Source organism: Pseudomonas sp. URMO17WK12:I6 (assembly GCF_003253625.1).
Classification (GTDB): domain Bacteria; phylum Pseudomonadota; class Gammaproteobacteria; order Pseudomonadales; family Pseudomonadaceae; genus Aquipseudomonas.
On record NZ_QKYZ01000019.1, the window covers coordinates 1 to 19,150 of the forward strand.

17 protein-coding genes and 1 tRNA gene are annotated in these 19,150 nt (G+C 59.4%); 4 read left to right on the forward strand and 14 right to left on the reverse strand.

Translation table 11 applies throughout. From position 1 onward, the window contains the following. Positions 1–40: 40 nt before the first annotated feature. A tRNA-Met gene (locus tag F475_RS25620) sits at positions 41–117 on the reverse strand. A gap of 301 nt (positions 118–418) precedes the next feature. Here F475_RS25620 and dinB point away from each other — a divergent pair. Beyond that, positions 419–1,480, forward strand: coding sequence for a DNA polymerase IV (dinB, locus tag F475_RS25625; protein ID WP_111455041.1), 1,062 nt, complete (start codon positions 419–421; stop codon positions 1,478–1,480). A gap of 97 nt (positions 1,481–1,577) precedes the next feature. On the opposite strand, the gene F475_RS25630 is transcribed toward dinB, so the two are convergent. The 4 genes from F475_RS25630 to F475_RS25645 form a co-directional block, all read right to left on the reverse strand. Continuing rightward, positions 1,578–2,531 carry a hypothetical protein gene (locus F475_RS25630; RefSeq protein ID WP_018926941.1) on the reverse strand — a complete coding sequence of 318 codons (954 nt, stop codon included), beginning with the start codon at positions 2,529–2,531 and terminating at the stop codon, positions 1,578–1,580. Positions 2,532–2,548: 17 nt separating this feature from the next. Further along, entirely contained in the window at positions 2,549–4,264 is a 1,716-nt protein-coding gene (locus F475_RS25635; RefSeq protein ID WP_111455043.1) for a proline--tRNA ligase, read from the reverse strand. 130 nt (positions 4,265–4,394) lie between these two features. Then, entirely contained in the window at positions 4,395–5,963 is a 1,569-nt protein-coding gene (locus F475_RS25640) for an AmpG family muropeptide MFS transporter (protein WP_018926939.1), read from the reverse strand. A 44-nt stretch (positions 5,964–6,007) separates the two neighbouring features. Then, complete coding sequence (locus tag F475_RS25645; protein WP_219731186.1) at positions 6,008–6,388, reverse strand: MGMT family protein; 381 nt, start codon at positions 6,386–6,388, stop codon at positions 6,008–6,010. A 138-nt stretch (positions 6,389–6,526) separates the two neighbouring features. On the opposite strand from F475_RS25645, the gene F475_RS25650 reads away from it, so the two are divergent. Further along, the gene (locus tag F475_RS25650) at positions 6,527–7,534 is read left to right on the forward strand and encodes a DUF481 domain-containing protein (RefSeq protein WP_111455044.1); all 1,008 of its coding nucleotides are present in this window, start codon (positions 6,527–6,529) and stop codon (positions 7,532–7,534) included. Between the two features lie 150 nt (positions 7,535–7,684). Here F475_RS25650 and F475_RS25655 read toward each other — a convergent pair whose 3' ends face one another. After that, entirely contained in the window at positions 7,685–7,894 is a 210-nt protein-coding gene (locus F475_RS25655) for a cold-shock protein (protein WP_002554837.1), read from the reverse strand. Between the two features lie 354 nt (positions 7,895–8,248). Between F475_RS25655 and dcd the strand changes: the two genes are divergently transcribed. Beyond that, positions 8,249–8,815, forward strand: coding sequence for a dCTP deaminase (dcd, locus tag F475_RS25660; protein WP_007940589.1), 567 nt, complete (start codon positions 8,249–8,251; stop codon positions 8,813–8,815). A gap of 107 nt (positions 8,816–8,922) precedes the next feature. Continuing rightward, a complete protein-coding gene (locus tag F475_RS25665) occupies positions 8,923–9,132 on the forward strand; it encodes a hypothetical protein (RefSeq protein ID WP_019580966.1) in 210 nt (69 codons plus the stop codon). Positions 9,133–9,184: 52 nt separating this feature from the next. Here F475_RS25665 and F475_RS25670 read toward each other — a convergent pair whose 3' ends face one another. From F475_RS25670 to F475_RS25705, 8 genes are all read right to left on the reverse strand, one after another. Further along, complete coding sequence (locus tag F475_RS25670) at positions 9,185–9,949, reverse strand: ABC transporter ATP-binding protein (protein WP_007940591.1); 765 nt, start codon at positions 9,947–9,949, stop codon at positions 9,185–9,187. Positions 9,950–9,962: 13 nt separating this feature from the next. After that, positions 9,963–11,081 carry a succinylglutamate desuccinylase/aspartoacylase family protein gene (locus tag F475_RS25675; RefSeq protein ID WP_064619966.1) on the reverse strand — a complete coding sequence of 373 codons (1,119 nt, stop codon included), beginning with the start codon at positions 11,079–11,081 and terminating at the stop codon, positions 9,963–9,965. A 12-nt stretch (positions 11,082–11,093) separates the two neighbouring features. Further along, positions 11,094–11,804, reverse strand: coding sequence for an ABC transporter permease (locus F475_RS25680; RefSeq protein ID WP_018926932.1), 711 nt, complete (start codon positions 11,802–11,804; stop codon positions 11,094–11,096). Then, positions 11,801–12,529 (reverse strand): ABC transporter permease, encoded by a 729-nt coding sequence (locus tag F475_RS25685; RefSeq protein WP_018926931.1) that lies wholly within the window; start codon positions 12,527–12,529, stop codon positions 11,801–11,803. Before F475_RS25685 ends, F475_RS25680 begins: the two co-directional genes overlap by 4 nt. 56 nt (positions 12,530–12,585) lie before the next feature. Further along, a complete protein-coding gene (locus F475_RS25690; protein ID WP_018926930.1) occupies positions 12,586–13,368 on the reverse strand; it encodes a transporter substrate-binding domain-containing protein in 783 nt (260 codons plus the stop codon). Positions 13,369–13,764: 396 nt separating this feature from the next. Next, positions 13,765–15,453, reverse strand: a complete 1,689-nt coding sequence (locus F475_RS25695) for an ATP-dependent DNA ligase (RefSeq protein ID WP_111455046.1) — start codon at positions 15,451–15,453, stop codon at positions 13,765–13,767. Next, entirely contained in the window at positions 15,450–16,481 is a 1,032-nt protein-coding gene (locus tag F475_RS25700; protein WP_111455048.1) for a ligase-associated DNA damage response exonuclease, read from the reverse strand. The genes F475_RS25695 and F475_RS25700 overlap by 4 nt, the downstream gene beginning before the upstream one ends. 165 nt (positions 16,482–16,646) lie before the next feature. Further along, on the reverse strand, positions 16,647–19,097 hold the full coding sequence (locus F475_RS25705) for a penicillin acylase family protein (protein ID WP_018926927.1): 2,451 nt from the start codon (positions 19,095–19,097) through the stop codon (positions 16,647–16,649). Positions 19,098–19,150 lie beyond the last annotated feature (53 nt).

The window sequence follows — 19,150 nt, forward strand, 5'->3', positions numbered from 1 at the left end:
ACAAAAAAGGCCACTCTTTCGAGTAGCCTTTTTTGATGTTTGGTTGCGGGAGCCGGATTTGAACCGACGACCTTCGGGTTATGAGCCCGACGAGCTACCAGACTGCTCCATCCCGCGTCTGTGTGTCGGCATTCTACAGAGGATCGCCGGGCTGTCAACCTTCAATCTCGGTAAAATCTGTTCCTGTTCAATCGCTTAGGTGAAAACAGAGGGTGTGGATCGGGCTGAAACGCAGGCAGGGCAAGGCTTTTGGCTCTATCGGTAGGTGGCTTTCGATTGAGAAAATAAATTCCTCCGGTACTTTTCCTACCGCTTGAAAAGAAGATTCAGACTACTGGTGCTATATACAGGTGTCAGTGAGATACTGCCGGTACGACACGCCGATACTTCATTTCTTCGCCATGAACACCGCTTTTATATGACGCAGCGAAAAATCATCCACGTCGATTGTGATTGCTTCTATGCCGCCATCGAGATGCGTGACGACCCGCGCCTGGCCGGTAAGCCTTTGGCGGTGGGCGGCTCGGCGGATCGGCGTGGGGTGATTGCTACCTGTAACTATGAAGCGCGGGCGTATGGCGTGCGCTCGGCCATGTCTTCCGGACATGCCTTGAAACTGTGTCCGGACCTGACCATCGTCAAGCCGCGCATGGAGGCCTATAGAGAAGCGTCGAAGGAAATACATACGATCTTTCGCGATTATACCGACCTGATCGAGCCGCTTTCCCTGGACGAGGCTTACCTCGACGTGTCGGAGAGTGCGCATTTTGGTGGCAGCGCCACGCGAATCGCCCAGGACATTCGTCGCCGGGTGTCCAATCAGTTGCACATCACTGTGTCGGCCGGCGTGGCGCCGAACAAGTTTCTTGCCAAGATCGCCAGCGACTGGAAGAAGCCCAATGGCTTGTTCGTGATCACGCCTGATCAGGTGGAAGACTTTGTCAGCGGCTTGCCGGTGAGCAAGTTGCACGGTGTTGGCAAAGTGACCGCTGACAAACTGGGCAAGCTCGGCATCGTCGATTGCGCGCAATTACGCGAGTGGAACAAATTGGCGCTGGTGCGTGAATTCGGCAGCTTCGGCGAGCGACTCTGGAGCCTGGCCCGTGGGATCGATGAGCGGTTGGTGCACAACGACAGTCGTCGGCAGTCGATCAGCGTTGAAAACACCTATGACGTGGACCTGCCGGATCTGGTGAGTTGTCTGGATAAATTGCCGGAGCTGCTGGAGTCCCTGAATGGCCGAATGGCGCGGATCGACAGCAGCTATCGCCCGGGCAAACCGTTCGTCAAAGTGAAATTCCACGATTTTACCCAGACTACGTTGGAGCAAGCCGGGGCAGGGCGGGATCTGGGGAGTTATCAGCTGTTGCTGACCCAGGCCTTCAATCGCGGCGGGAAACCGGTGCGGTTGTTGGGGATTGGGGTGAGGCTGGAGGATTTGCGGGGCGGGTTCGAACAGTTGGAGTTGTTTGAGCGGTGAGATTTTAAAATCAAAAGATCGCAGCCTTCGGCAGCTCCTACAGGGTGTACTCCATCCAATATAGGAGCCGCCGAAGGCTGCGATCTTTTAATAGGCCTTAATTCGGCCCCGGATCCGCTACCAGTCGCCCGGCATCCTTGGTCAGTGACTTGAGGAACTCAGCCTGCAACTCGGGATCGTTGCGGGTCAGTTCGATCAGGCTCTGTTCCAGCTCGCTGGCTTCTTCTTCCAGACCCAGTTCCGACAGGCGCTTGACCCGGTGCACCCACTGGCTCACTTCGTCGTCTTCAAGATCGTCGTAAATCAGCCCATGGGCTTCGAGCAGCTTGCCGCGCAAGTTGTTGCTGATTGCCAGTGATGAGTCGGTGTGCACATCGTCCTTGTTGTCCTCGACACTGATCTGCAGCTTGCCCAGATGATTGAGGTCATGTTCGGCGAACGGGCTGTCCAGCAGGTTCAGGCGCAATACACCGTTGCGGTCGGTGCTCAACTCGAACGTGTCCTTGCCGGCCTTGACCTGCACCGGACGCTCGCTCCAGGGCAGACTCGAGTATTCCGTGCGCTTGTCACGCTGGACTTCGTCGATGCCCGCCAGGTTCTGCTGCGCGCGACCGTGAGACTGCACGTTCATGAACGGGTTGAGCCCGGCAAAACCATAGCTGAGCCAATCCTTCGTCACGCTGTCCGGCAGATTACCGAGGGCGAACACGTTGACCACGTTCGCACCGATGCCGGCCACTACGGCCACCGCCCCCAGCGGGATCTCATAGATCTCCCTCCAGGGTTGGTAAGGCGTGTAGCGGTCATAGTGGCGTGTGACTTCGAACTCGGTGACTTCGAAGGTCTTCTGCTCGTGGATTTTCACCCGGCGTTGCGGCAGCTCCAGCACTTTGGGCTCGCCGACATCGATCTGCAGGCTGTGATCGAGCAACTTACGCTCGACCCGCTCCTCGTGCTCGCTGCGTTGTGACATGTGATTGGCACAGCCGCTGACCAGCAGGGTACCGCACAGGGCGGCACCACCGAGGCCTAAGGTGTTTCGCTTGAACATGACGTCTCTATCTGGTGTCAGCGGCGGATACGGGCCTGGAGGAAAGACAGCACGTCAGCAACCGGCAGCGCTTGCGCCTCGGCTTCGGTACGGCTCTTGTATTCCAGATTGCCGTCGGCGAGGCCGCGGTCACTGACCACGATCCGGTGTGGAATGCCGATCAGCTCCATGTCCGCGAACTTGATGCCCGGGCTGGTTTTCTTGTCGCGGTCGTCCAGCAGCACGTCGAAGCCGGCGGCAGTCAGTTCTGCGTAGAGCTTGTCGGTGGCTTCGCGAACCTGTTCGGTTTCGTAGCGCAGCGGTACCAGAGCAATCTGGAACGGGGCCAGAGCGTCGCTCCAGATGATCCCGTTCTCGTCGTTGTTCTGTTCGATGGCGGCAGCTACTACGCGGGATACACCAATGCCGTAGCAGCCCATTTCCAGGGTGACCGGTTTGCCGTTCTCGCCCAGCACTTCGCACTTCATCGCTTTGCTGTACTTGTTGCCCAGCTGGAAGATGTGCCCGACTTCGATGCCGCGCTTGATTTCCAACGTGCCTTTGCCGTCAGGGCTTGGGTCGCCGGAGGCAACGTTGCGCAGGTCGGCAACGGTCGGAACCGGCAGATCGCGCTCCCAGTTCACGCCGAAGTAGTGCTTGTCGTCGATGTTGGCACCAATGCCGAAGTCGCTCATCAGTTCGACGGAACGGTCGATGATGATCGGCAGCGGCAGGTTCAGCGGGCCGAGGGAACCGGCGCCGGCGCCAATGGCGTCGCGCAGTTCGGCTTCGGAAGCCATGACCAGCGGGCTGGCAACGCCAGGCTGGTTGGCGGCCTTGATTTCGTTCAGTTCGTGGTCGCCACGGATGATCAGGGCAATCAGCTTGCCTTTCTCTTCAGCGTGCACTACCAGGGTCTTGATGGTTTTTTCGATCGGCAGGTTGAAGCCTTCGACCAGTTGCGCAATGGTCTTGGCGTTCGGCGTGTCGACCAGACGCAGCTCTTCGGCAGGCAGTGGACGAGAGGTTTCCCGCGGTACGGCTTCGGCTTTCTCGATGTTCGCGGCGTAGTCGGAACCGTTGCTGAAGACGATGTCGTCTTCGCCGGACTCGGCCAGTACGTGGAACTCGTGGGAACCGGCGCCACCGATGGAGCCGTTGTCGGCTTCAACCGGACGGAATTTCAGGCCCAGGCGGGTGAACACGTTGCAGTACGCCTGGTGCATGCGGTCGTAGGTGACCTGCAGCGATGCCTGGTCGGCATGGAACGAGTAGGCGTCCTTCATGATGAATTCGCGGCCACGCATCAAACCGAAGCGTGGGCGGATTTCGTCACGGAATTTGGTCTGGATCTGATACAGGTTGATCGGCAGCTGTTTGTAGCTGCTCAACTCGTTGCGCATCAGGTCGGTGATGACCTCTTCGTGAGTCGGGCCGGCGCAGAAGTCGCGACCGTGGCGATCCTTGAAGCGCAGCAATTCAGGGCCGTATTCTTCCCAGCGACCCGATTCCTGCCACAGCTCAGCCGGTTGAGTGCTCGGCATCAACACTTCGAGAGAACCGGCGGCGTTCATTTCTTCACGCACGATGGCTTCGACCTTGCGCATCACTCGCAAGCCCATCGGCAGCCAGGTGTACAGGCCCGAGGCGAGTTTGCGGATCATGCCGGCGCGCAGCATCAGCTGATGGCTGATGACGACCGCGTCGGAAGGTGTTTCTTTCTGTGTGGCGAGCAAAAATTGACTGGTGCGCATGGTTGGCCGTTGTCGGTTGCTGATAACGAGAAGTAATGGGGCATTGTACGGGCGAGATCTGCTGGCGTACAGGCGTGCGGCCGGCTGTGTGGCTGGAGGGCGAGAATCTGCTCGCCCTCTGCGACCTGTATCAAAGAGGCTGCGATTCTTCCGTGACCGGGGTCTGAGCCGGTTCAGGCGTCGGGGTCGGACCGGCACGGCGGTTTTCCTGGAACCAGTGCAAGGCGATCAACAGCAGCGTCGGAACGCCCAGCAGGGCAGTGATCAGGAAGAAGTTGTGGTAGCCGAATTTTTCCACCATGACCCCTGAATAGCCGCCGATCAGGCGAGGCAACAAGAGCATGATCGAGCTGAGCAGGGCGTACTGGGTCGCGGAGAATTTGAGGTTGGTCAGGCTCGACAGGTAAGCGACGAACGCCGAAGTCGCCAGGCCCGAGCTGAAGTTGTCCAGGGAAATGGTGACGATCAACATCCGCAGATTGGCGCCCATGTCCGTGAGCATCAGGAACAGCAGGTTAGTGGCCGCCGATGCGGCACCGCCGATGAACAGAATGGGCAGAATGCCGAAGCGCACGATGAGCAGGCCGCCCATACCGGCGCCGACCAATGTCATGATCAGGCCGAAAATCTTGCTGACACTGGCAATCTGATCCTTGGTGAACCCTTGGTCGATGTAGAACACGTTGGCCATCACGCCCATGACCGTATCGGACATCCGGTAGGTGGCGATCAGCCCAAGCAGCAGCAGGGCTTGCCAGCGGTAACGCAGAATGAAGTCGTTGACCGGCGTCAGCACCGGCGCCAGGCCACGGCGGCCCATGGCCGACAAGCACAGGGCGGTGAGCGTGGTATAGAGGATTGCCCGCAGGAATGCGCGGTCTTCGAGCAACAGGTCGAGCAGGCTGACGCCGTTGAATAGCACGCTGGCGAAGTCGGTGTTGTAGAACTGGGTGAACATGGCCGGTACGGACACCAGCAGTACGATCAGCACGAACACCGACGCCAGCTGGTGCACGAAGCTGTAGCGTCCGGCCTGAAGCTGAGTGCGCAGTGGCACCGGCGGTTCGCGCATGAAGAAGGAGGTCAGCAGCGCCGGGATCATCAAGATGCCGAACAGCAGATAGGTGCCAGTCCACGCCGCATGTTTGTAGTTGAAACCGGTGGAGCCGAAGCCTTCGGCAAAAAACAGCGCGCCCGCCGTTGCCAGCAGGGCCGCGACCCGATAACCGGCCATGTAGCTGGCCGCCAGTGCAGCCTGGCGGGTATCGTCGACGATTTCCAGGCGATAGGCGTCGATGGCAATGTCTTGCGTTGCCGAAGCAAAGGCGACTACCACAGCGATGGCGATCAGCCAGGACAGGTGTTTTTGCGGGTCGCAGAAACCCATGCCGATCAGGCCGAGGATCACCAGTGCCTGGGCCAGCACCAGCCAGGAGCGTCGTCGGCCCAGCTTGCCGAGCAGGGGTAGGCGCCACTGGTCGAGCAGCGGGGACCAGACCCATTTAAAGGCGTAGGCCAGGCCGATCAGGCTTGCATAGCCGATGGTTTCGCGGGCAACACCGGCCTCGCGCAGCCAGACTGAAAGCGTCGAAAACACCAGCATGTAGGGCAGGCCGGCGGCGAAACCAAGCAGCAACAGCACGAGCGTCGAGGGGCTGGCATAGGCGGCGAGCGCGGCGCGCCAGGTTTTACGGGGCATGGGCTGGAGTCTGCCTCAAGAATTACGGAAACAAAGCGCGCACTCTAACCGCTGTGCTCTACCGGGCGCCAGCCATGGCGCTGAATATCAACACGATTGTTCAGAACACTGATGCCTTCCATGCGCAATCGGGCCCGCTGTTCATCCCCTGAAGGGCTGCCTGCAGGCAGGCTGATCCGACCGCCGGCACCCAGCACGCGATGCCAGGGCAATTTAGTGTCACCGGGCAGTTGGCTCAATGTTCGCCCGACCCAGCGGGCGGCGCGACCCAGTCCCGCCAGCTCGGCGAGCTGACCGTAACTCACGACTTTGCCCTCGGGCACTTGTGCCAGGGTCAGGTAGAGCGCCGTGCGTCGGATTTGCGCTGCGCTTTCGGTTTCAGCGGTTGAGTCGGTCACGTCCGGGTTCCTGAAAAAAATACGCATTGACCGTCTGTAGAGTAAATCCTGGATTGTCAGTTGAGAAATGAACTCAATAGAAATAGCCGGGTCAGTCCTTGCCAGGGCCTTATTTCCAAGAATAATGCCGATTTTTTTTCGCAAAGTTGAGCTTTTGATTCGCTTATGTTGCCCAGAACCTTACTGTGCCTCGCTGTCGTCAGTGCATCCACTCCCTTGCTCGCCGATACGGTCTGGTTGAAGAACGGTGACAAGCTGAGCGGCAAGATTACGCTCTTCGATGGCGGCAAGCTGTTGATCCAGACCCCGTATGCCGGTGCGGTTCCGATTGACTGGAAAGAGGTCAAAACCCTGGAAAGCGATCAGCAAATGTTGGTCAAACAGGATGCTTACACTGGCGAGAAGGCCAAGTCGCTGCATGCGGCGGAGGACGGCAAGGTCATCCTGGCCAACGGCGATGGCCCCAAGACTGTGGAGTTGGCCAGCATTCAGCAGATGCTCAAGCCCAAGCCGGTGGTCGAGGATTTGGTGTGGAAGGGTAATGTCGACATGGCCCTGGATTATCGGCGGGCCGAAAAAGATACCGATGATTATGATGTCGGCTTCAAAACCAGCGCGCGTCATGGTCGGTGGCGTCATACGGCGGAAGGTGAGTACAACCGCGAGTTCCAGGATAGCGTCGTTACCACTGATAACTGGCGTGCCGAGTATTCTCTGGACCGATTCCTTACCGATAAGTGGTTCTGGCAAGGTCGTTTGAATTACAAGCGCGACAAGGTCGAAGAGCTGTCCCGGCAGCGCACCATCGGTACCGGCCCCGGTTATCAGTTCTGGGATGACGAACTGGGTGCCTTCTCCCTAGGGTCGCTCTTGAATAACACCGATTATGAGTATTCCAATGGCCGCAAGGAAAATTTCTATTCTTTGGCGATGAAGTGGGACTACAACCGTTATCTGGTCGGCAAAAAGGTTGAGTTCTTCACCAAGGGTGAGGTGGGTAAGCCTTTGTCGGGTGTCGCGGATTACGCCCTCGATGCCGAGGTCGGTCTGCGCTACAAAGTCACTGATTGGGCATCGCTGAATCTGAAGGCTGAGAGAGACATTATCAGCGGCAGCGATGAGGCTGACCTGAACAAGACCCGATATACCGCAGGGTTTGGCGTGGCCTGGTAACACGCTGGAAGATCAAAAGATCGCAGCCTTCGGCAGCTCCGCACTTGTGGGTGCCGCCGAAGGGTGCGATTTTTTGTTGCCTCACAAAACACACAGGCACAAAAAAGCCCCGCTTTTAAGGGCGGGGCCTTTTACTAAAGCAAGTACAAGTTAGATAACTTGAACTTCTTCAGCTTGCATGCCTTTCTGACCGCGGGTAGCGATGAAAGAAACCTGTTGGCCTTCTTTCAGGCTTTTGAAGCCGTCGGATTGGATAGCTTTGAAGTGAACGAACAGGTCGTCACCGGATTGTGGAGTGATGAAGCCGAAGCCTTTTTCATCGTTGAACCACTTAACGGTACCGGTTTGGCGATTAGACATGGTGTAACTCCTTGAACAAAGATAACTGCGACTCAGGAAGAACCCTGGCCGAGACTGAGTGCAAAGAGCAGGAAAAATTCTTGTAGATGGTTGGATCGAAATTCAACATATCGTGTAGAGATTCTCAGTGACACAAGCAGCACAGTGGCGCCACCTTAACCCTTTTTCCGGAACGTGCCAATGGTTCTTGCGAAGGTTTCTCTTTTTTAATGACTGACGGTTCATAACAGGGCGGTGAGGCCCCGGAATTCATGGGGGATCGGCGAGAATTGTCTCCCGGACTTTGAACCCGGAGCGCCTGCCCGGTAAGATGCCGGACAGAATTTTTCCACCTCGCTATTCAGGACACCCGCCATGAGCATCAAATCGGACAAGTGGATTCGCCGCATGGCGCAAGAGCACGGCATGATCGAGCCCTTCGTGGAACGTCAGATGCGCGGCAGTGACGACAGTCGTGTGATCTCCTATGGTGTGTCGAGCTACGGGTACGATGTGCGTTGCACCAATCATTTCAAGGTATTCACCAACATTAATTCGGCCATCGTCGATCCGAAAAACTTCGACGCTGGCAGCTTCGTCGACATCCACAGCGACGTGTGCATCATCCCACCAAACTCCTTCGCCCTGGCCAGTACCGTCGAATACTTCCGCATTCCGCGCAACGTATTGACCATCTGTCTGGGCAAGAGCACCTACGCCCGCTGCGGCATCATCGTCAACGTGACTCCGCTCGAGCCCGAGTGGGAAGGCCATGTGACCCTGGAGTTCTCGAACACCACCAACCTGCCGGCGAAGATCTACGCCAACGAAGGCGTGGCGCAGATGCTGTTCCTCGAGTCCGACGAGGAATGTGAAGTGTCCTACAAGGACCGTGGTGGCAAGTATCAGGGCCAGCGTGGCGTGACCCTGCCGCGTACCTGAGTCAACCGTCTGACAAACCGTTGGAATTCCTGGGCGGGCGTACACTCTATGGGGTGTACTGCTCCGATTCGCGCAAGGCGGATCGGGCCATCGCTCAGGAGTGCTTCATGAAGATCGATCCGCGAATAAGTGCCGAACTGGCAAGGCTCGAGCCCAATCAGGTTGGTGTGCTGGCCTGGTCCTTGTTGGCGCATCCGCCAGTCAGTATGGCAGGGGGCATCCCCCATCAGCCTGATCCCGACACCCCCAATGAAGATCCGACAGAACCCGGAGAGCCCACCCTGCCGGATGAGCCACCTCCCGCACCTGTGGTCTGATACCCGCTTTTGTGGGAGCGAGCATCGCTCGCTCCCACGGGAAGGTGGCGTTTTACTTGAGGTTGCCGCTCAAGAACTGCTTCAAGCGCTCACTCTTCGGATTGCCCAGCACGTCTTCCGGCGCGCCTTCTTCTTCCACCAGCCCCTGATGCAGGAACAGCACCTGGCTCGACACTTTGCGGGCGAAGCTCATTTCATGGGTGACCATGATCATGGTACGGCCTTCCTCGGCCAGGCCCTGAATTACCTTGAGCACTTCGCCTACCAGTTCCGGGTCGAGTGCTGAGGTTGGTTCGTCGAACAGCATGACTTCAGGTTCCATGGCCAGCGCACGGGCAATGGCTACCCGTTGTTGCTGACCGCCCGACAGGAACGCCGGGTACTGATCCGCCACACGCGGCGCCAGGCCAACCTTGTCGAGGTAACGTCGGGCACGGTCCTCGGCTTCTGCCTTGCTGCAACCGAGCACCCGCCGCGGGGCCATGGTGATGTTTTCCAGCACCGTCATGTGGCTCCACAGGTTGAAGTGCTGGAACACCATGGCCAGGCGGGTGCGGATCCGTTGCAGCTCATCGGGGTCGGCCACATGGATGCCGTGACGGTCCTTGGCCATGCGGATGTTCTGGCCGTCCATGCTCATGGTGCCGTCGTTGGGTTGCTCTAGAAAGTTGATGCAGCGCAAAAAGGTGCTTTTGCCCGAGCCGCTGGCGCCGATCAGGCTGATAACGTCGCCGGTTTTGGCCTTGAGCGAAACGCCTTTGAGCACCTGATGATCGCCATAGCTTTTATGCAGGCCTTCGATGGTCAGTTTGTACATGGGGCATGCATCCTCAAGGCGAAAGTAGATAGCCGCTGCGATAGGCTTCGGTGCCCGCGACGTGGGCGATTACCATGCCGGCAGTGGCCATGCGCCGCAGCGAACGGGCGTACATCAGCCCGGCGACGGTGCAATGAACAGGGGTGACGCGATCATTGATCGGGTCGATGACTTCGGCGATCAGTTGCCCGGCCTCCAGGTATTCCCCGGGCAGGACTGTAAACACCAGCAGTCCGCCCACGGGTGTCGCGACCGGTTCGACGCCGGCCAGCGGCGTGGCCGGGTAGGGCAGTTCCGGTAAGGGCGCCGGCTCACCGGCAATCGCGCCGAAGTGAATCAGATAATCGATCAGCGCTTGGCAGTCGAGGCTGGCCAACGGGTGATTAACGTCGCCCTGACCGCGCAATTCGACGGTGACCGAAAAGCTGCCCAGCGGAATATCGAAATGCTCGCCGAAGCGTTCTTTCAACTGCCACCAGAGCAGGGTGAAGCATTCATCGAATGACTGGCCACCAGAGTCGGTGGCCAACAGGCTGGCTTCGGCACCGATGTAACGCGCCAGCGGCTCGACCTGAGGCCAGGCTTCGGGCGTGGTGTAGAGGTGTGCCACGGCTTCGAAATCGCAATGCAGGTCCAGCACCATGTCCGCATCGCAAGCCAGTCGTTGCAGGGTCAGGCGTTGGGATTGCAGTTGCGTGCTGGCGGTATGGCGCGCCAATACGTCGCGCAGGCTGCTGCGGATCAGTTCGAGGTTGCGTTGTGGATTGTCGCCCAGCAAGCCTTCGATCTCGTTGCCGACTTCTTCACTCAAGTCGACGAACCAGCGATTGAAGTTCTGCCCGCTTTCCAGCTCGTAACGGCCCAATGGAACGTCCATCAACACTTGTTCCAGGCCGACCGGGTTGGCCACGGGCACCAGCACGATTTCGCTGCGCAGCCGACCGGCGGCTTCCAGCTCCGCCAGACGCTGTTTGAGGTGCCAGGCCACCAGCATGCCGGGCAGTTCATCGGCGTGCAGGGAGGACTGGATGTAGATCTTGCCTTTGGCCGCCTGGGGGCCGAAGTGAAAGCTGTGGATCTGTCGCACGGTCCCCGGCAGTGGGGCCAGCAGGTCATGAATCTGGTGGCGCATGTACGAATTGTCCTAGTGAGTCGGCCCGAGGAAGGCCAGCCATCGGCGTTCGGCGAGGCGGAACAGGCCGACCAGCGCAAAGGTAACGGTCAGGTAGATCAGCGCGGCGATGCCGAACGACTGGAAGGTCAGGAAGGTCGCCGAGTTGGCGTCGCGCGCGACTTTCAGGACATCCGGGATGGTCGCGGTGAACGCCACGGTGGTCGAGTGCAGCATCAGGATCACTTCGTTGCTGTAGTAAGGCAACGAGCGACGCAGCGCCGACGGCATGATCACGTAGGTGTACAGCTTCCAGCCCGTCAGCCCGTAGGCTTTGGCCGCTTCGACTTCACCGTGGTTCATGCTGCGAATCGCCCCGGCGAAGATTTCCGTGGTGTAGGCGCAGGTGTTCAGGGCAAAGGCCAGGATCGTGCAGTTCATCGCATCGCGAAAGAACGCATCGAGGACGGGCTGCGCGCGCACGGCCGCCAGGCTGTAGATGCCGGTGTAACAGATCAGCAGCTGAATATAGAGCGGCGTACCCCGAAACAGATAGGTGTAGAACTGCACCGGCCAGCGCAGGTAGAGCTTGGGGGAAACCCGAGCGATGGACAGCGGGATCGACACCAGAAAGCCGATGAAGATCGACGCACTGAGCAGCCACATGGTCATGGCCAGGCCGGTGATGTTGTAGCCGTCGGTATAAAGGAAGGGTTTCCAGTATTCCTGCAAGAGTTCGATCATCGTACGGCCTCCCGGGCACCGGCGGCGTAGCGGCGTTCGAGCCAGCGCAGGACGACGTTGGAGGCACTGGTGATCAGCAAGTAGATCAATGCGGCCAGCACCAGGAAATAGAACAGTTGATAGGTGCTTTTACCGGCGTCCTGCGCCGCCTTGACCAGGTCGGCCAAGCCGATGATCGAGACCAGCGCGGTGGCCTTGAGCATTACCATCCAGTTGTTGCCGATGCCCGGCAGGGCGAAGCGCATCATTTGCGGGAACACCACGAAACGAAAACGCTGGCCACGTTTGAGGCCGTAGGCAGTGGCGGCTTCGACCTGGCCCCGTGGCACGGCGAGGATCGCCCCGCGGAACGTTTCGGTGAAGTACGCGCCATAAATGAAGCCCAGGGTGATGACCCCGGCGCTGAACGGGTTGATCTCGATGTATTCCCATTCCATGAGGTCGGTTAACGAGGTCAGCCAGGTTTGCAGGCTGTAGAAGATCAGCAGCATCAGCACCAGGTCTGGTACCCCGCGAATCAGCGTGGTGTAGATCTGCGCCGGCACGCGCAGCAGTTTGACTTTTGACAGCTTGGCACTGGCGCCCAGCAGGCCGAGCAACACGGCCACCAACAGCGACAACACCGATAATTTGATGGTCATCCAAGTGCCTTCCAACAGCAACGGACCGAAGCCCTGAAGGCTGAAGGCTGAGAGCCCCAGGTTTTGTAATAGGTTTTCAAACATAAATCAGCAACCTGATCGGGTGAAAAAAGCGCCCATCGCGAGATGGGCGCCGGGCATTACTTGCCGCTGTACAGATTCAGATCGCCAAAGTGTTTCTTCTGAATGGTGGCGTAGGTGCCATCGTCGTGTAACGCTTTGATACCTTTGTCCAGAAGTGCCTTGAGGTCTTTGTTACCTTTCGAGATACCGACAGCAGTTTTGGCTGGCAGCAATTCGCTGTCGACAGGCTTGCTGACTTCGTAATCGGCGCCTTTTGGCGACTTCAGGAAGCCCAGTTCGGCTTGCAGCATGTCCTGGATCGCGGCGTCGAGACGACCGGAAGTCAGGTCGGAATACACCTGATCCTGGTTGGCGTAGGCCTGGGTTTTCACGCCGGCCTTGTCCAGCACGGCTTTGGCATAGGCTTCCTGAATGGTGCCTTGCTCGTAACCGACGGTTTTACCCTTCAGCGTGGCGACGTCAGTGGTGAGGCCGGAGCCCTTCTTGAACACGTAGGCGGTAGGGCCGGAGAACAGCTCACTGGAGAAGTCGATGACTTTTTCGCGAGCCGGCGTGACGGTCATCGAAGAGATCACACCGTCGAATTTATTGGCCTTGAGGCCTGGAATCATGCCGTCGAAATCGCTTTCGACCCATTTGCACTTGACCTTCAGCTCGGCGCAGATTGCATTGCCCAGGTCGATGTCGAAGCCCACCAGGCTGCCGTCGGCTGCCTTGGATTCGAACGGCGCATAGGAAGGGTCAACACCAAAACGCAATTCTTTGTATTCCTTTGCCAGCGCGGAGCCGGCAGCCATGCACAACGCCAGTGCAGAAAGGGTCAGCAATGCTTTTTTCATTATTCAATCCCTAAGAACCAATATGAGCGCTTGTGGCGCAGAAGTACTGTTACTGAAAAGCGTAAGACCTATTAAAAGTAGCAATTTCCGAACCAGAGTCCCGAACAAGCGTTTTAAAAGGTGGCACAGGAAATGGCAAAGCGCGATTTGTGCACGAAAACGGGCGCTGCCAGATTCTTGCGTCTGGATGGTGCACAGGGAAGCTGATACCCATTAAATCTTGATGCTATTTGTGTAGCAGCTGTCGAGCCTGCGAGGCTGCGTTCGGCTGCGCAGCAGTCGCAAAATCAGAACTTGCGGTGCGTCAGGCGGACCGCATCAGCTGGATGCACGACGGCTGCGCCGCCGAACGCAGGCTTCGCCAGCTGCTACAAAGGCAGGGCCACAAGAGTCGGGTCAAGCCAGTAAATCCCGCAACGTCGCCAGGCTGTCAGCTTCTTCCACCGACTTGTCCTGCCGCCAGCGCAATATCCGCGGAAACCGCACTGCAATCCCGCTCGGGTGCCGTTTCGACGGGGCAATGCTCTCGAATCCCAGCTCAAACACCAGGCTTGGTTTCACACGGATCACAGATCCGGACTTTTCCACCGTGGTCTTGCGCACGAGGCTGTCGATCTGGCGGATTTCTTCGTTTGTCAACCCGGAGTAGGCCTTGGCGAAAGGCACCAGTGTCCGCTCGCAGGCACAGGGTGGGCCGTCCCAAACGGCGAAAGTGTAATCAGTGTAGAGACTGGCCTGGCGGCCATGACCCTGCTGCGCATGGATCAGCACCGCATCGACACTGAACGGGTCGACTTTCCATTTCCACCACACGCCCGTGTCTTTGTTCCGCCCGACGCCATACTGCGCATCGCGGGCCTTGAGCATCATGCCTTCGACCTTCAGTTTGCGAGAGGCTTCCCGTTGGCGGGCGAGGTCGAACCAGTCTTCGCCGATCAACATGGGCGAGGCAAGTAACACCGGGTTTGCGCAGGTGGTGACGAGGTGTTCCAACTGAGTGCGGCGCATGGCCTGAGTCTGGTTGCGCAAATCCTGGCCCTGCCATTCGAGCAGGTCAAAGGCCTGAATGACCACGGGCACCTCATCGAGGATTTTCTTGTCCAGCGTGTGACGGCTGCTGCGTTTTTGCAGCAGGGCGAAAGGCTGCACCGCCAGCGACGCAGGCGATTGCCGCTCGCAAGCGTTCCCGGAGCCCGAGGGCGCGGTTTTCCAGGCGACGATTTCACCGTCGATCACCGTGCCGTCGGGCAAGTCGTGAATCAGGCTGCCCAGTTCGGGGAACCGTTCGGTCACCAGTTCTTCGCCTCGCGACCAGACCCACAAGCGCCCATCGCGCTTGACCACTTGGGCGCGGATGCCGTCCCATTTCCACTCCACTTGCCATTGGCTGGCCGGGCCGAGCAGCGCTTCGAACTGCTCAACCGGTTGCGACAACGCATGGGCAAGGAAGAACGGGTAGGGTTGGCCACCCCGTTGGGCGTGTTCATCGGGTGCTTCGGGGGCAATCAGCTTCAGGTAACTGGCGACATTCGGGCGGTGCGACGGGTCGGTGTAACCCACCAGTCGCTGGGCCACGCGTTTGCCGTCGAGCCCGGCCATTGCTGCCACGGCGCGGGTGACCAGCGATTTTGAGACACCGACACGGAAACTGCCGGTGATCAGTTTGATGCACAGCATCAGGCCCTGGCGATCCAGTTGCGCCCACAGCGCGGGCAGGCGTTCAGCGAGGACCCGCGGGGGCGCGCTGCGCAGTGGCAACAGTTTGTCCTCAATCCACACCGTCAGTCTGTCGGTAGACGTGTGAGGCGTTTCGGGCAGCACCAGCGAAATGGTTTCCGCCAGATCACCCACCGCCTGGTAGCTTTCCTCGAACAACCAGGGCGAGAGCCCGGAACACGCGATTGCCATGTCGCGCAGCACCCGTACCGGCACCCATTGCCGAAGCCGCCCGCCGGCCAGCAAATACACCGCCCAGGCGGCATCTTCGGGCGTGGCCTGGGCGAAGTAATGCTGCATCGCCGCCAGTTTGGCGTCGCTTGAGGTGGTGGCATCGAGTTCGGCATACAGCTCGGCGAAGGCTTTCATGCCTGCACCTCGGCGCTCTCGGGTTCGAAGGCTGCATTGTTCTCATCGTCGCCGTATTCGGTGCGCAACCCCATGGCATCGAGGCCCTGTTCGCGCAGATGCCGTACCAGCACTCCGATCGATCCATGGGTGACCTTCACCCGTTCGGCCCCGGACTGTTCGATGGCCCAGAGCAGGCCGGGCCAATCGGCGTGATCGGACAACACGAAACCACGATCCACGCCATGCCGCCGCTGCGTGCCGCGCAAACGCATCCAGCCGCTGGCGAGGCCATCGCTGTAGTCGCCGAAGCGCCGTACCCAATTGCCGGTACCCGTTGCAGGCGGCGCGAGGACCAGAGCTTTGCGCATCATCGGGTCCTGCTTTTTTACTTCGCTGGCATAAATCGTTGGCGGTAAATGAATGCCGCTCTGACGATAAAACTGATTGATCGGCTCAACCGCACCATGCACCAGGATGGGGCCCAGGCCGGCATCGAGGCCATGAAGAATCCGCTGAGCCTTGCCGAAAGCATGACAGAGCAGCACGCTGGTTTTATCGACTGCGGCGTTGGACTGCCACCACTGATTGATCTCGGCAAGGATCTGCGCCTGGGGTTGCCAACGGTAAATTGGCAGGCCGTACGTCGATTCTGTGATGAAGGTGTGACAGCGCACCGGTTCGAACGGTGCACAGGTGCCGTCGGGCTCTGTTTTGTAATCACCGGAGGCGACCCAAACCTCACCGCCGCATTCCAGCCGCACCTGGGCTGAGCCGAGCATGTGGCCTGCGGGGTGAAAACTCAGTTTTACGCCATGGTGCAGCAATGGCTCGCCATAGGGTAGCGTTTGCAGGTTGATGTCCTGGCCCAGCTGCGCGCGCAGAATGCCCGCACCCGGTGCCGCCGCCAGATAGTGTTGGTTGCCACGGCGAGCATGGTCGCTATGAGCGTGGGTGATGACTGAGCGCTCGACGGGGTGCCACGGGTCGATATAGAAATCCCCGGGCGGGCAGTACAAACCTTCAGGACGTGCGATAACAAGGTCCATATTGTTACCAGAATGGAGAGGCCTGTTAGCTAGGAGGTTTGCCCGAAACGAGAAGTTCTATTTATTTTCACAGAGATTAATAACAAAAGATCGCAGCCTGCGGCAGCGCTTACAGATGGGTGCGAATCCCCTGTAGGCGCCGCCGCAGGCTGCGATCTTTTGATGTTACTTGCCAGGCGTCAGCGTCAACCGCGTCTTGCCATACACCTTGTCAAAGTTCTGCGGCTGCATCGGCAGGCTCATGTATTGACCTTTGAGCCATGGATCGACGCTGTCGAGATAGTGCGGGCTGGCCGGGTTGCCGGATTGGCCGGTAGCGTTCTGGCCCATCAGCGGTTCGGCCTGGCCGAAGTCGACAATAAAGCGCATGGCCGGGGCCTGCGTGGTGTTGAAGTCCTGACCCCAGGCGAACGAGGCGGTGTTGAGCGTAGTGTGATCGCCGCCGGCCGCCAGCGGACCGCGCACGGTCTGGCCGCTGGCGTTTTTCCACTCGTAGCGGTGCAGTTTGCCCCACTGCCAGGCTTTGTGATCGCCGCCCAACTGGCTGTCGCCCGCGCTGATCGCAGCCGCCAGGCTACGGGCCAGGATCGCCGGTTTGTCTTCTTTCTGCGCGGTGCGCACGTCATCCCAGAACGGACTGTCCTCACGCCCAAGCAGGTGATCGGCCTGGGCCGCGTAGGATAATTTGCCGTTGGCGATAAAGGCTTTCCACGCCGGGCTGCTTTCCGGGCCCAGTTCGTCGAGGAAAATCTGTTTGGTACTTTCCTGCAGGAACAGCTCGTAAATCGCCGCGTCGGCGGAGGTCGGGCTGAGTTTGCCGTCGAAGGCCATCAAGCGGGTATACGCCTCGCGAGCCTTGCCGCGATCGGCCACCGGCAACGCTTCGATGGCCTGCTTGAGTGGCTGGGCCATGCCCGGCGCTTCAAACATCTTCTTCAGCTTGGCGGCGAAGGTGGTGGTCTGGTCGTATTGCATGGCGATCAGGCTGCGGGTGTCGTGTTTGCCCACGCCCGCCAGTTCGGCCATGCGTTCGCCACGCTCCGGCGCCGCCCAGGAATTGGACAGCTGCATGCCGTAGCCATGGGGAATGACCCGCTGGTTGGCGGTGCCGAGCCAGCCCTGCGCCGGGTCCTGGTCATACGGATGGAGCATCGGGTCGGCGTAACCGTCCCAGTCGTAGCGACCTTCCCAGCCCGGCGACGGCAGCAAGCCTTCGCCTTCGCGACGGTTCGGGTAGCGCCCGGTGACTTGCCAGCCGATATTGCTGGCATCGGCAAACACCAGATTCAGGGCGATGGCGCGGATTTCACGGCTAGCGTCCGACGCTCTCTCGGTACTCTGCGCCCGGGACAGGTCGAAAAAGGCGTCCAGGGTTTTGTCATCGGTGAAGTCCGGCGCCTGCAGGGCCAGGCCGAAACCATTCGCCAGCGCCGTGCCCTGAGCGCTGTTGAGCAGTGGCCCATGGCGGGTTTCGTACACCGCTTCGCGAATCGGCCGCTGGCCTTTGACGAAATAGGTTTCGTTGCGCACGATCGCCGGCTGCCATTTGCCGCCCACTTCGTAGGAAAGGCCATTGCCCTGGCGTTTGATTTTTTCCAGGAACACGTCCTGGTTGTCGCCCATGACCGAGGTCATGCTCCACGCCACTTTGCCGTTGAAACCAGCGAGCACCATCGGTAACCCGGCAATGGTTACGCCGGAGGCCTGGTATTTCGGCGCGCGAATCTGCACGTAACTGAACAGCGACGGGACGCCCAACGGTCCATGGCTGTCGCTGGCCAGCAGGCTCTTACCGCTGCGGCTGCGTTGCGGGGCGATCGCCCAGTTGTTCGAGGAGGTAGCGCCCAGCAGATTCAGATCCGACAGTTGACCAGTGGCTTTGCTGATTTCGCTCAGCCCCGGGATTTGCCCGGTGAGTTTGATGCCCTGAAGTTTTTCAGCTTCAGCCACCGGCAGTTTTTCGTCGGGAGCGGACGGGGTCAGCCACGCCAGTTTGTCGGTGCTGACAGTCTGGGCCAGCATCAGCGAGGAAATTTCTTCCGGCAGGTTCGCCGACTGGCTGAAGTTCAGCAGGCAGAACATCAGCGCCGAATCTTCCGGTTTCCAGTATTCAGGCTTGTAGCCGGTGGCCGCGAGGTCCGCAGGCAGTTTGTCGCGGTAGCGGAACAGGTAGGCGTTGACCCCGCGGGCATAGACTTCGAAGAAACGCTTGAGGCGTGGCGACGAGGCCTTATACAGCTCATCCGCGCTTTTCTTCAGGTTGACCGCACGCATGTAGCGGTCGGCATCGAGCAGGTCCGCGCCGGACATTTCCGCCAGACGGCCCTGGGCCAACAGGCGCAGAGTGACCATTTGGCTGATGCGGTCGCTGGCGTGCACGTAGCCGAGGGTGAACAGCGCATCGTGGAAGCTGTTGCTCTCGATCAGCGGCATGCCCATGGCATTGCGGCGAACCGAAACGTTTTGCGCCAGGCCCTTCAGCGCTTGCACGCCGGAGGTGGGCGGGAGGGTGTCCTGGGCGTTCCAGGTCTGACAACCGGTCAGGCTCAAAACACCGGCCACTGCTGCGGCAACGCCGAACCGGGGAAGAAAATGTGTAAGGGCTGGCGAGGCCATGGCAAAGCTCCTGCGGGGGTAGTGACGCGACAAAGGCGCTACGTTAGTGAGCA

Excerpts from the sequence above, each read along its gene's own strand:
- F475_RS25695 (WP_111455046.1), bottom strand. The coding sequence starts at position 15,453 with ATGAAAGCCTTCGCCGAGCTGTATGCCGAACTCGATGCCACCACCTCA.
- F475_RS25670 (WP_007940591.1), bottom strand. The coding sequence starts at position 9,949 with ATGTACAAACTGACCATCGAAGGCCTGCATAAAAGCTATGGCGATCAT.
- F475_RS25655 (WP_002554837.1), bottom strand. The coding sequence starts at position 7,894 with ATGTCTAATCGCCAAACCGGTACCGTTAAGTGGTTCAACGATGAAAAA.
- F475_RS25675 (WP_064619966.1), bottom strand. The coding sequence starts at position 11,081 with ATGCGCCACCAGATTCATGACCTGCTGGCCCCACTGCCGGGGACCGTG.
- F475_RS25650 (WP_111455044.1), top strand. The coding sequence starts at position 6,527 with ATGTTGCCCAGAACCTTACTGTGCCTCGCTGTCGTCAGTGCATCCACT.
- dinB (WP_111455041.1), top strand. The coding sequence starts at position 419 with ATGACGCAGCGAAAAATCATCCACGTCGATTGTGATTGCTTCTATGCC.
- F475_RS25645 (WP_219731186.1), bottom strand. The coding sequence starts at position 6,388 with ATGCGTATTTTTTTCAGGAACCCGGACGTGACCGACTCAACCGCTGAA.
- F475_RS25665 (WP_019580966.1), top strand. The coding sequence starts at position 8,923 with ATGAAGATCGATCCGCGAATAAGTGCCGAACTGGCAAGGCTCGAGCCC.
- F475_RS25680 (WP_018926932.1), bottom strand. The coding sequence starts at position 11,804 with ATGATCGAACTCTTGCAGGAATACTGGAAACCCTTCCTTTATACCGAC.
- F475_RS25685 (WP_018926931.1), bottom strand. The coding sequence starts at position 12,529 with ATGTTTGAAAACCTATTACAAAACCTGGGGCTCTCAGCCTTCAGCCTT.
- F475_RS25690 (WP_018926930.1), bottom strand. The coding sequence starts at position 13,368 with ATGAAAAAAGCATTGCTGACCCTTTCTGCACTGGCGTTGTGCATGGCT.
- F475_RS25705 (WP_018926927.1), bottom strand. The coding sequence starts at position 19,097 with ATGGCCTCGCCAGCCCTTACACATTTTCTTCCCCGGTTCGGCGTTGCC.
- F475_RS25630 (WP_018926941.1), bottom strand. The coding sequence starts at position 2,531 with ATGTTCAAGCGAAACACCTTAGGCCTCGGTGGTGCCGCCCTGTGCGGT.
- F475_RS25700 (WP_111455048.1), bottom strand. The coding sequence starts at position 16,481 with ATGGACCTTGTTATCGCACGTCCTGAAGGTTTGTACTGCCCGCCCGGG.
- F475_RS25640 (WP_018926939.1), bottom strand. The coding sequence starts at position 5,963 with ATGCCCCGTAAAACCTGGCGCGCCGCGCTCGCCGCCTATGCCAGCCCC.
- dcd (WP_007940589.1), top strand. The coding sequence starts at position 8,249 with ATGAGCATCAAATCGGACAAGTGGATTCGCCGCATGGCGCAAGAGCAC.
- F475_RS25635 (WP_111455043.1), bottom strand. The coding sequence starts at position 4,264 with ATGCGCACCAGTCAATTTTTGCTCGCCACACAGAAAGAAACACCTTCC.